This window comes from Streptomyces collinus (genome assembly GCF_031348265.1).
Classification (GTDB): Bacteria; Actinomycetota; Actinomycetes; order Streptomycetales; family Streptomycetaceae; genus Streptomyces; species Streptomyces collinus.
Genome location: NZ_CP133771.1, coordinates 1,026,407 through 1,039,471, shown reverse-complemented (window position 1 = coordinate 1,039,471; position 13,065 = coordinate 1,026,407). Strand labels below are relative to the sequence as shown.

8 protein-coding genes are annotated in these 13,065 nt (G+C 71.6%); 3 read left to right on the top strand and 5 right to left on the bottom strand.

Features of this window, described 5'->3' with window-relative positions:
• Positions 1–24 precede the first annotated feature (24 nt).
• A complete protein-coding gene (locus RFN52_RS04640; protein ID WP_184842707.1) occupies positions 25–807 on the top strand; it encodes a LysR family transcriptional regulator substrate-binding protein in 783 nt (260 codons plus the stop codon).
• A gap of 49 nt (positions 808–856) precedes the next feature.
• Here RFN52_RS04640 and RFN52_RS04635 read toward each other — a convergent pair whose 3' ends face one another.
• From RFN52_RS04635 to RFN52_RS04615, 5 genes are all read right to left on the bottom strand, one after another.
• Complete coding sequence (locus RFN52_RS04635) at positions 857–1,621, bottom strand: DUF4142 domain-containing protein (protein WP_184842704.1); 765 nt, start codon at positions 1,619–1,621, stop codon at positions 857–859.
• Between the two features lie 137 nt (positions 1,622–1,758).
• A complete protein-coding gene (locus RFN52_RS04630) occupies positions 1,759–4,581 on the bottom strand; it encodes a beta-L-arabinofuranosidase domain-containing protein (RefSeq protein ID WP_184842701.1) in 2,823 nt (940 codons plus the stop codon).
• 109 nt (positions 4,582–4,690) lie between these two features.
• Positions 4,691–8,626, bottom strand: coding sequence for a wHTH domain-containing protein (locus RFN52_RS04625; RefSeq protein WP_184842698.1), 3,936 nt, complete (start codon positions 8,624–8,626; stop codon positions 4,691–4,693).
• A 139-nt stretch (positions 8,627–8,765) separates the two neighbouring features.
• The gene (locus RFN52_RS04620; protein WP_184842695.1) at positions 8,766–9,452 is read right to left on the bottom strand and encodes an HAD family hydrolase; all 687 of its coding nucleotides are present in this window, start codon (positions 9,450–9,452) and stop codon (positions 8,766–8,768) included.
• A 19-nt stretch (positions 9,453–9,471) separates the two neighbouring features.
• A complete protein-coding gene (locus RFN52_RS04615) occupies positions 9,472–9,948 on the bottom strand; it encodes an Lrp/AsnC family transcriptional regulator (protein WP_184842692.1) in 477 nt (158 codons plus the stop codon).
• 198 nt (positions 9,949–10,146) lie between these two features.
• Between RFN52_RS04615 and RFN52_RS04610 the strand changes: the two genes are divergently transcribed.
• Both RFN52_RS04610 and RFN52_RS04605 read left to right on the top strand, forming a co-directional pair.
• Positions 10,147–11,637, top strand: a complete 1,491-nt coding sequence (locus tag RFN52_RS04610) for an FUSC family protein (protein WP_184842688.1) — start codon at positions 10,147–10,149, stop codon at positions 11,635–11,637.
• Positions 11,638–11,969: 332 nt separating this feature from the next.
• Positions 11,970–12,995 (top strand): lactonase family protein, encoded by a 1,026-nt coding sequence (locus RFN52_RS04605; RefSeq protein ID WP_184842685.1) that lies wholly within the window; start codon positions 11,970–11,972, stop codon positions 12,993–12,995.
• Positions 12,996–13,065: the final 70 nt, after the last annotated feature.

The window sequence follows — 13,065 nt, the reverse complement described above, 5'->3', positions numbered from 1 at the left end:
GACCACGGCCGGTAACCTGGCGAGGTGACAGGCTCGGATGCAACCCCCTCGTTCCGGCTCGCCTACGTTCCCGGGGTGATGCCCGACAAATGGGTGCGCATCTGGAACGAGCGGCACCCCGGCGTCCCGCTGACCCTCACGCAGGTGCCCGCCGGGGCGGCGGCCGGGCGGCTGCTGGGCGGGGACTCCGACGCGGGCCTCGTCCGCACACCCGTGGACCGCTCGGTCTTCAGCGCCATCCCCCTCTACACCGAGCAGACCGTCGTCGTGGTGCCCAAGGACCACCTGGTCACCGCCGTCGACGAGGTGGCTCCGGAGGACCTGGCCGACGACATCGTGCTGCACCCCCTCGACGACGTCCTCGACTGGGAGAGCCTGCCCGGGAGGCCCGCCCTGGAACGGCCCGCGACCACCGCCGACGCCGTCGAACTGGTCGCGGCGGGCATCGGCGTCCTGGTCGTCCCGCTGTCGCTCGCCCGCCTGCATCACCGCAAGGACCTCACCCACCGGCCCCTCAAGGACGCCCCCGAGTCGAGCGTGGCCCTGGCCTGGCCCGAGGACGCGAAGACGGACCAGGTCGAGGACTTCATCGGCATCGTCCGCGGCCGCACGGTCAACAGCACCCGGGGTCGTCAGCAGCCCCCGGCGCGGGGCGAGTCCGCGGACGCGGACCGGGGTGGCGCCCGACGGAAGCCGGCGGCCGGAAAGTCGGCGGCCGGGAAGTCCGCCGGGGCGAAGCGCACCGGGAAGAGCGGGCGCGGTGCCCCCAAGAGCGACCGACGCGGCAAGCCCCGCCGCCGTTCGTAGGACGGGGGCCGCTTACGGACCGCGACCCCCCGGGAACGTCGTACCCGGCTCAGCCGGCCGACGGAGACGGTGCCGGCGCCCCGTAGGAGGGATTGGGGGCGACCGTCTGGAAGTCCTTCAGTTCCTCGGGGATCGGCAGCACGCGGACCGGCGCACCCTGCTGGGGCGGCGGCGGTGTCGTCTGCTCCTGGGGCAGCTTGGGCGGGGCGGTGATCTGGAAGCTCACCTGTTCCTGGTTGATCAGGCCGGTCTTCTCCAGAACCGTGATGTGGTCGAGCACGGTGTCGTTGGTCGTGTCGGCGAGCTCCCGCACCAGGCTGTTGCGGGTGGTCGCCCGGATCTTGGCGATCGTCGGGAAGATGCCCCCGTGCGCGACGCGCATGATCGTCACGGCCGTGGACTCGAACTCCTTGCCGGTGCTGCCCTCGGCCGTCGCCACGAACTGCTGCTGCTGCGGCGACGCCTCGTTCGGCAGGGTGATGCCCAGGTCCGTGGAGACCTTGCGGCAGCCCGCGTCGAGCCGGCCGTGACCCACGAGCAGATGCTTGGAGACCTCCTGCATCTCCGGCGACGTGCTCCGCTCCTTGATCAGCTGCCCGAGCGGGTACTCCCACAGTCCGGCCGCGCGTACGCGCACCACGAAGTCGCGGTCCGCCTCGGTCAGCGGACCCCACTGGGTGTTGGCGATGATGCGGTCCTGGCCGGAAGCCGCGTTCTCTACGCCCAGCATGCTGGGATAGGCGAGCGCGGTCAGCGTAAGGACCAGCGCGCCGCCCACGAACGCGGTTCCTGCCGTGCTGCGCGAGATGCGCATCGTGCCTCCTGGGATATGAACGGCCCAACACCAAGAGGTACGGATGCCAGGGGCGAAACAATCATCCCTGCCGCAAAAAAGTTCGGCCGTGTGCGGCATCCGCTCGAACGCCGCACACGGCCCGGCCGGTCAGGCGCTCAGGGCCGGTACGAAGCCGCTTCCGCCGTCGCCACCACCTTGTCCGCGTCCGCCCTGACCAGCAACCCCGCCGACACCCACACGTCCACCGTGGCCCGCACCCGCGCCACCAGCGCCCCCTTGTCCCGGAACGGCGCCCCCGCCCAGATCTCGTCCAGCAGCGTGGTGCCGCCGGACTTCGCCGGATTGGCCACGCCCGCGTCCCGGCCGCCGAACACGACCCTCGGTTCCGTGCGCCGGAAGTAGGCGTGCGTCGGGTCCTCCGTCCCCTCGGCGAAGGGCGCCCACTCGGTCCCGTCCAGTGTGAAGTGCAGCGGCTTGTCCGGCACCGGCGTCAGGGCGGACGAGAGATCGCCGGACAGGCCGGCCCCGCGGTACAGCCCGACCTTCAGGTATTCCGTGGCCACGTCGCGGGCGACGAGGTTGACCGGCCCGTGGAACAGGGTCTGCAGGGACGCGTCGTCCGGCGCCTTCTCCACCCGCGTCCGGAACGGCATGGCGATCCGGACGGTGTCGCCGGCCCGCCAGCTCCGGGACACGTCGAAGTAGCTGCCGGGCTGCGGAGTCCCGGACACCGCCCGCCCGTTGACGGTCACCCGGAACCCCGCGGTCGCCCAGGACGGCACCCGCAGCCGCAGCGTGAAGGAGGCACTCCTCCCCCCGAAGGTCAGCGTGCTGCCCTGCTCCTGCGGGAAGCGGGTGGTCTGCGTGACCGTGACGCCCTTCTCCGCCCAGGTCAGCGTGGACGGGCTGTACAGGTTGACGTACAGCGCGCTGCCGTCGGACTTCGCGAAGTACACCGAGTCCTGGTACTTCGTGGCGCTCTCCATGCCGGTGCCCTCGCAGCAGGTCGTGCCCTGCTTGGGCGTGTAGTCCCGGACATGACCGGGTGTCAGCCCGATGAAGTACGTGACGAGCGGCTTCTCCGCGTCCGGCTTGTCCTGCTTCGAGCCGAGCACCTGGTTGTACAGGGCCCGCTCGTAGTAGTCCATGTACTTGGGGTCCTGCTCGTGGAAGAACAGGGTCCGGCTCAGCTTGAGCATGTTGTAGGCGCAGCAGGTCTCGGCGGTGGTCGCACCGATCGTGCCCGCGATCACGTCCCGGGCCTTCCAGAACTCCTGGGTGCTGGTGCCGCCGATGCCGTACATGCGGTGCGGGACGACCATGTCCCAGAAGTTCTTCGCCGAGTCGAGGTACCGCTCCTCGCCGGTCTCGTCGTAGAGCCGCACATAGCCGGTGAAGATCGGGATGTGCTGGTTGGCGTGCAGCCCGTCGAGGATGTCGGTGTTCGCGGCGCACGCGTCGATCAGCCGGTCCAGGTCGAACAGCCTTGCCAGCGCCAGGTGTTCGGCCTTTCCGGTGATCGTGTGCAGATCACAGACCGCCTCGACGATGCCGCCGAACTCACCGCTGGAGAAGATCCCCCACATGCGCTGGAGCGTGGCCTCGGGCAGCTTCGACAGCCGGGCGTACATCCAGTCGCACATGCCGGACGCGAGGTCGAGCGCCCGGTCGTCGTCCGTGGCGGTGTACGCGTCGAGCAGCCCCCTGAGGATCTTGTGCGCGGTGTAGTACGGCGCCCACACCTTGGTGTAGTCGGGCGTGGTCCTCGATTCCAGGTCGATGAACTGCGTCTCCGGGTACGCCGCGAGGAACCCGGGGTGGCTCGGCCCGCCCCAGGTGCGGCGCAGGACGCCGTTCAGGCCCCGGCCGGAGGCGTCCGCGAAGGTCCCGCCGGCCGTCTCGTCGAAGGCGTACGACGCCAGATCGCCCCGGCCCGTCGACGCGTCGGCGGCCCGGCGGGTCTGCAACTCCGTGACCTCGGCGGCGCTCAGCGCCCGCGCGAAGACGTCGAACTCCTCGAAGGCACCCGCGAAGACCGGGTCGGCGGAGTAGTTCGAGCGGCCGAGCCAGTTGTTCTTGAGTGTGCCGAGGGCCGCCGGGGTGAGGCTCATCGCGGTGTTGCGCGCCACGGCGGCGCCGTTGACGTACAGGGTGCCGGTGCCGTCCGCGATCGTGACCGCCAGGTGGCTCCACTGGTTCAGCGGCAGCGCGGCCGTGCCGTTCAGCGCCTGCTCGCCGCCGGCTCCCGACGTGGTGACGGCGAAGCGCGGCACCCCGGCCTGATTGCGGGCGGCCAGGTACAGGTAGCGGCTGGTGTCGTCGCCGAAGTCGAAGATCCGCGCCCAGGCGGCGTCGTGCGTGGGCCGGACCCACAGGGCGAGAGTGATCGCCGGGGCACCGCCGAGCACGGCGGCCGGCAGGTCCACGTACTGGTAGGAGCCCCGGACCTGATCCGCACCGGTCCCGAACTTCCCGGGGACGCTCAGCACCGCCGGTTCCCGCCGCAGCGCCGAGCGCACCTCGGTCAGCGCCCCGACCATGGTGCCGATCCGGTCGGCGAACACCTGCTCCTTCGTCCCGCGGTACGCCTGCGCCAGCATGGTCAGGAAGTGGCCGGTGTAGTGGCCCCGCAGGTTGCCGTTGGCCTCGCCGTCCAGGCCCTCCCAGCCGCCGGGCGCGACCGCGCCACCGGTGGAGAGGCCGGCGTTGGCGCGGAACACCTGGAGCAGCCGGTTCACGTCGTAGCCGCGGGCGTGATCCAGCATCAGCTTCCGCTTGTCGGCGAACGGTCCGGGCCTGAGGGCCACGTCTTCGAGGGCGAAGGGTCGGACGGTCCATGCGGACGGGGCCGCCGTCACGGCTGTTGCCTCCTGAACAGTGGCCGCGGCTCGGCCGGCCGTGGTGAGAGACACCGCAGGGGTCGCCGCCGCCAGCGCCGCGGCCTGGAGAAGGGATCGTCTGGAGAGGGGCCGGGCCATGTGCTCCTCCACGAGGGGCTTCGTTCGTCATCACGAACAGTGTGCGGGGGGTCGGCCAGACGTTATGCGTGGGGTGAGAGGGCGTCAACGCTGCGGACGGGATTGGTGCTCAGAACTGATCGGGACGGGGAACGCGTGCCAGGGCGGCCCTGACGGTCTCCGCGGGGTCGCGGACGGGGATGCCGAGGTCGTTGAGCAGGGAGACGACGTGCCTGATGCCGGTGCGTTTACGGAGGGCCGTCTTGACCAGGAACTCAAGCGGGAAGCCCTCGGCCCCGGGAACTTCCCCCGCATCCAGCTCATCCGCGCGGATGAGTCGAAGAGCTTCGCTGAACGAGAGACCCTTCGGGAGGCTGTCGTGCGACGTCGCGATGTTGCAGGCGCGCAGACGCTTCGCGATCGTCGTGGGCAGGGCCCCCAACTCCCGTGCCGCCAAAAGGATGTAACTGAACGGCACTGCTGCGTCAGTCGACGTGTACCACCAGTTGATCGGGCTGCTCTCGCGCAATATCTCCCGGTCCAGTGGAGTGGGCCGGCGGGGGACCTCCAGAGCTGTGTCGAACCCATAGGCACGCAGGCGGTGGAGCTTGTAGCGGAGGTCGTCGAGGTCCTCGACACCGCTGAAGACGTCTGCGTAGGACAGCGGCCCCGGGGGGACGAGATACTCGCCGTACGCCTCGTCGTCAAGGGCCCAGAGGTCATCCGTCGTGGCATCCGCCGGAAAGGGTTCCGGCGGGGCGACTCCGAGCGCGGCCAGCTTGGCCACTACTTCTGCCGGTGCCAGTCGGAGTTCTTCCGCCGCACGAAGGATCAGACCGGGTGGCGTCGCCCGCGCGGGGTTCAACCAGGGCGGCCTTCCGTTCACATTCAGGCTCAGCAGTGCGACGGTCTCTGTCGTGGGGCGGTCCGGCAGGCGGCCGGATTCGGCGCGGAGGCCCTGGGCTGCGAGCCGTCGGCACACTTCCGGCACGGAGAGACCGGACCGGAGGCTTGCGCGCGCCACGTGCCCTGGGGGGACCGCCACACCGGGATCCAGGCAGCCTTCTGTCACTCTGTCCGGGTTGAGCCAGAGCAGGTCGTCGTTTTCCGCGGCCTTGCACAGTGCCACCACGCTGTCCGGTACCACGAGCCCGAAACGCCGCAGAAGTTCGGCCGTTGCGTCGATGCTGTCGTTCGCGCGTGCCACCATCTCCATCAGTTCTTCGGTGGACAGAGGTTTCTGCCTGCCCAGAAGGCTTTCACCGTGGAGCGGCCGGAAGACACCGCTGTTCGCCCTCGTGAGCTGAGCATCGGACGACCAGCGCCGGGGATCGGCGTCCGGGTAGCCCAACGCGGCCAGTCGCATGGCTACGTCGCGTGAGGTGCACTGGAGGGTTTCGGCGGCATCGGCGAAGTTCCAGTGGTTGTTCAGAGGGCTGCTGTGCCAGCTGCGTGACTGACGGGCCATCAGTAACCACTGGTCGGACGGCGTCGGCCGCCGGACCGGACGGGTGTCGTCCGCCTCCGGGCACACCTCGACGAGCTTCCGGAGTGCCCGCGCGGAACGGCGGGCGAGGATCCGCCAGAGGAACAAGTGGTCCGGCGTGTCACCGCTGGGGTCACTCCAGGCGCCGGCACCATAACGCGGCTCGCCATGAGGATCGTGTGGGACGAGGGAGAAATCCGCCGGAAAGTATCCGACCTGCGGACTGCCGAACCGTACGCCCCTGAACGCGAGTTCTCGACCACGGTCGGAGAGCGCCTCGGACACGACGTCGGCCAGAACCGCGCTACCGCCGGCCACCTGACAAAGCCAGGGAAAGCCCGGCACGTCGTCATCGCCCTCCGCGAGGACGCTGCCGGCCCTTTCCACCAGCTCCCTCACCGGCACGCTGACATCGTCCAGGACATGCCGCCGGTCCACCGACAGCTTCGCCGGAGACCACGGACCGCGCAGGTTCACCACCGCCCCGGTCAGCCCCGGGCCCGTCGCCGACAGGACACCTTTGCGTACCGTCGGCTCCACGACCAGCCCGTCCACGAGCAGCGCCCCGCCGTTCTCACACCAGACGACCTGCGCGCCCCTGCCGTCCTCGGACCAGGCCACCAGGCTTCCGCTCGCGTTGAGACCGGGGTCGGCAGGACCGGATTTCTGCCGTCCCTTCAGCCGCCCCGGCTCCCACGCACTGCTCAGCACCCCTTTCCGTGCCGTCGTGGGGAACTCCGCGATCGCGAGCACCCGTTCGAGAACGTCGATCACGGACCAGCCCGCCGGTTCGATCTCGGGCCGCAGGTACAGCCGGACCCGGGTGCCGGGCTCGCGCCCGCGCGCGGCCTTGCGCACGATCCTGAAGAGGTGGCCCGGCCCGCAGATGGACACCTCGTGGACGGGCCCGGGAACGCCGTCGGCGTCCATGCGGCAGGTGGTGACCCGGATCTCCTCGGCGAGCATGAAGTAGCTGAGCACACCGATCCCGAACCGGCTGTTCGGATACAGCGTCACCGGTGGGTCCAGGGACTCCCAGCGGGCACGCTCCAGCTTGAACTCCAGTTGCTCCGCGAAGCGCGCGCCGGCGTGGGAGAACACACCGCGCAGCTCGGCCTCGCCCATGCCGATTCCGTCGTCCTGACAGTCCAGATACGCCCGGCCGTCGTCGTCGGTGTCCTGCGTGAAGGAGATGCGGCCGGTGTACGGCGTGCCGGACGGTTCCGTCGTGCGGTCGAGGTACTCCTGCCGGGCGCGCCGGTAGCGGCAGGCGTCGAGCGCGTTCTGGTACAGCTCCCGGACGGCCAGGTCGCGGTCCTTGTACAGCTCGATCCCCATCGCCAGATCGAGGACCCGGCGTCCGTCGCTCCGGAACCTCGCGTACCCGTCGAAGGTGCCGCGGCTGGGAACCACGCCGTCGGCGGAGAGCCGGGTGGGGAGGTCCGGCATGGGCTGGTTGACCCGGTCCCTGACGGTCCGCCGTATCGCGTGCAGCATGGCGTCGGCTCGGGCGGTGTACTCGCGCAGACCCTCCACGACCGCCTCGTGGTGGCATTCGGCGCGGAGCACCGGCAGGTCGCGCGACCCTCCCCAGTGCGCTTCGGCGAGGGTGCGGCGCAGCAGGGGCAGATCCACCGGATACGGGATGGCGAGGTGCTCGGCGACGATGTCCGGCAGCGCGGTCGTCTCGACGGACATGCCGTAGGCGAGGGCGACGAGGAGGCCGACGCGTTGGAAGCGGATCTGCTGGTGACCGGGTCCGCAGCGGACCCGGTCGTCGGCGGGCAGCAGGTTCAGGAACTCGGGATGGCAGATGTCGGGGCCTCGTCGGAGGCCGTGCAGAAGCACGGTCACCCGGTCGGCGGCGAGCGCCGCGCCCAGCTCCGCGGCGGAGTCGCCCAACTCCTCCACGAGCGCGTGGACGGAACCGGTGTCCGAGAACTCCCCGTGCTGGGCGAGGCGGCGGTGACAGAGCCACCAGCCGACGAGCGGTTCCGCCTCCGGGTCCCGCAAGGCCCGCTGGGCGAGGCCCTCGCTCTCCTCGGCGAAGACCTCGAACGCCTGCCTGTCCGGGTCGGCGGTGTCCGCCGGCCGCAGGGACCAGGGACGGACCTGCGCGAGCCGTACCGCCCGCCGCAGGTAGTGGACCCGGTGCAGGAAGGGGAACAGGACGAGCAGGGACGCCTCGGCCGGATACAGGTCGAGGCCCTTCGTCCCGTCCGCGGGCGGCTCGCCGAGCAGCCACTCGACGTTGTCCAGGAACGCGGTCGCGATCCGGGAGTCGCACCAGGGGTCCTGCTCCAGCGACCGTTCCAGTTCGTCCCGCATGCGGGCCAGCCGGGCCGCGAGGGCGGCGACGTGCCGCCTGTGGTGGCCGGTGTCCCGGCCCTGCGGCACGTGCCGCCAGACGCAGGAGTCACCGACCCGGCGCTCCCACGCGTCCACGGCGACGGACGCGGGCGCGGACCCCGTCGCCGGGACGGACGTGTGCACGTGCAGTGCCCCGATCGACCCGGCCTGGACGACCGTGCCCGCCACCGTGTCGCCGCCCACGACGTTGCGGGTGCCACCCTCCGCCACTGTGCCGCTCCCCTCTGGCGCTTCCGATGAATCTACGAGGAGCGCAGCCAGGGTGCGGCCGGTTTCGGCTGATTGAGCAACCGCTGGTCAGCGTCTCGGTGAGGCCGGCGGGGCATGCGTCGTACGGCTGCCCGCGGAGCTACTCCGTCCGGCATAGCCAGTCGAACGCCGCCTGCCCCGTGAACTCCTTCTGGCCGCCCCGCAGCAGCAGGCCTGCGGTCGCGAACTCCGGGGCGTCCACCTGGGCCGGGACGTACGGGATGGCGATGCACCGCATGCCGGCCGCGTGCGCGGCGGCGGCACCCGGAGCGGCGTCCTCCAGTACGACACAGTCGGACGGGTCCGCGCCGAGCCTGCGGGCCGCCTCCAGGAAGACGTCAGGAGCCGGCTTTCCGTGCGTGACCTCGTCGGCGGAGACCACGGTGTGCAGATGTGCGTCCAGTCCGGTTCCGGTCAGCACCGCGGCGATGGCCTCCGGGGAGGAGCCCGAGGCCACGGCCATGGGCACGCCCTCGGCCGCCAGCAGTTCGACGAACGTGCGCATCTCGGGGTAGGCGCGGGTGGCGCTGCGGGCCAGTTCCAGATAGCGGCGGTTCTTGGTGGCGAACAGTTCGTCCACCGAGGCGGGCAGGTGGTAGCGGTCCTTCCAGTCCGCGACCGTCTCCTGCGTGCTGATGCCGACGTACCGCTCGTGGTCCGCCCAGGTGAAGTCCGTGACGCCGTACGCCGCGAGCGTCTGGCGGCCCGCCTCGTAGTAGTTCGGCTCGCTGTCCACGAGTGTTCCGTCGAGATCGAAGATGACCGATATTCCGCGGAGCTTACTCATGCGGCCATGCTCTCAAAGATCATCTGCGAGCCGACCGCCCGATCGACTCCACCAGCGGCAGCATCCGGTGGGACACGCGCTCGCGCAGGGCGACCTCGGTACGGGTGCGCACCACCCCGGGCATGCTGATCAGCTTCTGGACGACGTCCTCCAGGTGTGCGTTGTCCCGCGCCACCACGCGGGCCAGCAGATCCCCGCCGCCCGTGATCGAGAACGCCTCGACGATCTCCGGCACGGCCGCCAGCGCGTCACCCACCTCGTCGAGATGGCCCTGGGTGACCTCGATGTGCACGAACGCCAGCACCGGATGCCCGAGCGCGGCGGGGGAGAGGGCCGGTGCCGTGCCGGTGATCACGCCGTCGCGCTCCAGCCGGTCCAGCCGGGCCTGCAGCGTGCCGCGGGCGACGCCGAGGATCCGGGCGTACTCGCGCACGCTCGTGCGCGGCTGCTCCAGGAGCAGCCGCAGGATGCGGGTGTCGAGCTCGTCCACGGGCATGACGCGTCCTCCTCGTCCGTTGGCTCTGCCGCGGCCGTCTCCGGACGGCTCCGGCTGTACCAATGGACCAGTCTAGAAGTGCCCGGTTGAGCCAGTGGCACCCGAGATGCTGATATGGGTGCGTCGATGGCGCTGCGGACCCCGCGGCGCCTTTTTCATGCGTACTCGTGGCCGGTGTGGCGAAAGGGGCGGTAAGCGGTGCTGAAGAGGGTGTTCATGGCTCCGGATCCGGGGCGGACGCGGTTGCGGTTCGCCGTGCGGGCCGTGCTCGGCATCGCGCTCGCGGTCGCCCTGTGCGGCCTCGCCGGGCACTCCCTAGCGGGCACCGTCACCGGCGGTCTCGCCGCCCTGCTCGCCCTGTTCACCGTCACCGACGCGACGGTGCGCGGCCAGGCCGTCACCACCGCGCTGCTGCCCGCCGTCGGCCTGCCCGTCCTCACCGCCGCGGCCGAGCTGCACGACCACCCGGTGGCGCGGGACCTCACCTTCCTCGCCGTGGTGGGTGCGGGTGTGTACGCGCGGCGCTGGGGCCCGCGCGGGCACAGCCTCGGCGTGTTCGCGTTCATGACCTTCTTCGTGGCGCAGTTCCTGCACGCCACCACCGACCAGCTGCCCCAGCTGTACGCCGCGGTCCTGCTGTCCGTCCTCGCCGCCGCCGCGGTGCGCTTCGGCCTGTGGTGCTACGAGCGGCGCCTGCCCCCGCCCGCAGTGCCCGCCCCGCCCGGCGGCACCGGTCTGGCCCGGGTCACCACCCGCCAGGCGGTCCAGGCGACCGCCGGAGCCGGCTTCGCCCTCGTCGTGGGCCAGCTGGTGTCCGGGCAGCGCTGGTACTGGGCCGTCGGCGCCACCTGGTGGATCTTCGTCAACACCACCTCGCGCGGCGAAACCCTGGTCCGTGGCTTCCGGCGGCTGCTCGGCACGGTCATCGGCATCGGCCTCGGCCTGCTCGTGGCCATGCCCGTGCACGGTGATCCCGCCGTCACGGCCGCCCTCGCCGCCGTCTGCGTCTTCGGCATCTTCTACACGGCCGCCGTGTCCTACACGTGGATGATGCTCTGGGTCACCCTCCTCGCCGGACTGCTCTACGGCCTCCTGGGCGTGCTCGGCCCGGACCTGCTCGCCCTGCGGCTCGCCGAGACCGGTGTCGGGGCGCTCGGCGCCGCCCTCGCCGTGATCCTCGTCCTGCCCGTCACCACCCACAGCATCACCGACGCCTGGATCCGGCGGGCCCTGCGCTGTGTGCACGCCTGCGCCGTCGAGACCGCCCGGCGGCTCGCGGGTGCCACCGACGCCGACCCCGCCCCGCGGGTGGCGGAGCTGGAGCAGCTCCTCGCCCGGGTACGGCTCTCGGTCGCCCCGCTCGTGCACCCGCTGAACCCGATGCTCGGCCGCAAGCGCCGGGCCCGGCACGTCCTGGACCTCCTCGACGACTGTGCCCGGGAGATCCGCGGCCTGGTCGCCGTCGCCGCCGACCCGGAGGCCTCCCACGACACCCGCCTGGCCACGGCCTGCCGACGGGTGGAGGCAGCCGTCGAAGCCCTCACCGAGGGCAGGGACATCGCGATCCACGCGGACGGGCTGCCTCACGCGGAACCCGCCCTGGCCCACCTGCACGGCCTGGAACGAGCCCTGACCGAACTGGCCCGCCCCCTGCGCACGCCCTCGGGTTCGCCGCTGGTGGGGGCCTGACGGACGGGTCAGCGTGCCATGGGGGTTCTGTTGAGCTGACCCGGCTGCGGCTGCGGCTGCCGCCGGTGGGGCGTGGTCAGGTGCTCCTGAGCGGCTTGGGAGCGGCAACTCGTCGGCGCCTGGTCTGACCGGGACCTCCACGCGCCCAGAAGGGGAGCTGTGCCGGGCTGACCGGGTCCCGCGCCCACGGCGGCCCGAACCCCACGGCGGCCCGCGTCCCCCGGCCGGCGGCCCGGGGCCGACCGGACCAACCACCCCTTGACCGCTTGGTCTAGACCTTGCATGATCGGCTGCGCGGTCCTTCCGGGCGGCGCGGGCGAAAGGGGACAGCGGTGGCGGACGGCAGGCGACGGGCGTTCATCGGGTCGTTCACGGCGGCCGGCGGCCCCGGGATCGTGACGGCGGAAGTCGACCCCGGCAGCGGCGCGCTGACGGTGCTGAGCAGCGTGCAAGCCGTCCCGGACCCCTCCTACCTGGCCCTTGCCCACGATGGGGAAACGCTGTACGCGGTCAGTGAGACGGCCGAGGGCACGGTGGCCGCGTACCGGGTGGCCGGGGACAAGCCCGAGCCGGTCGGGCGGCCCGTGCCGGTCGGCGGCGGCGGACCGACCCACCTGAGCCTGTTCGCGGGGCACGTCCTGACCGCCAACTACGGCTCCGGCAGTGTCACCGCGGTCCCCGTCCACCCCGACGGCGGCCTCGCGCGGTCCGCTTCCGGCGTGCTCCGTCACACCGGCGCCGGGCCGCACACGCCCCGCCAGCAGGGGCCGCACGCCCACCAGGTGCAGCCCGACCCGAGCGGACGCTGGGCCGTCAGCGTGGATCTCGGCACGGAATCGGTGCGGGTGTGCACGCTGGTGGACGGCGCCCTCGCCCTGTACCGGGAGACCGCCTTGCGCCCGGGCTCGGGGCCGCGCCACCTGGCCTTCCACCCGGACGGCACGCAGGCCTACGTCGTCAACGAACTGAGCCCCTCCGTCACCGTGTGCCGCTGGGACGCGGCGGAAGGCGTCCTGACGCCGCTGTCCGAGACCCCGGTCCTGGCCGGTGCACCGGCGCGCGACGCCTACCCCTCGGGCATCGTCACCTCGCCCGACGGGCGCTTCGTCTGGACCGCCACCCGCGGTGAGGACGTCCTGTCCGTGCTCGCCGTGCAGGGCGAAGAGCTGCGGCTCGTCACCACGGTGCACTGCGGCGGCCACTGGCCCCGCGCCCTGGCCGCCTCCGACGGCTTCCTGTACGTCGCCAACGAGCGTTCCGGTGACGTGACGTGGTTCGCGGTCGACCCGCTCACGGGCGTCCCACGACGAGGCGGCTCGATCAGGGTGACGGCGGCGTCCTGCGTGGCCCTCGCCTGAGCCGGAGTCACACTCCACCCCACCGGACACCCACCCCCGACGGCGAAGGCCCGCTCCGAACCAACCGGAG

Excerpts from the sequence above, each read along its gene's own strand:
- RFN52_RS04635 (WP_184842704.1), bottom strand. The coding sequence starts at position 1,621 with ATGCGCATCTCGCGCAGCACGGCAGGAACCGCGTTCGTGGGCGGCGCG.
- RFN52_RS04630 (WP_184842701.1), bottom strand. The coding sequence starts at position 4,581 with ATGGCCCGGCCCCTCTCCAGACGATCCCTTCTCCAGGCCGCGGCGCTG.
- RFN52_RS04620 (WP_184842695.1), bottom strand. The coding sequence starts at position 9,452 with ATGAGTAAGCTCCGCGGAATATCGGTCATCTTCGATCTCGACGGAACA.
- RFN52_RS04615 (WP_184842692.1), bottom strand. The coding sequence starts at position 9,948 with ATGCCCGTGGACGAGCTCGACACCCGCATCCTGCGGCTGCTCCTGGAG.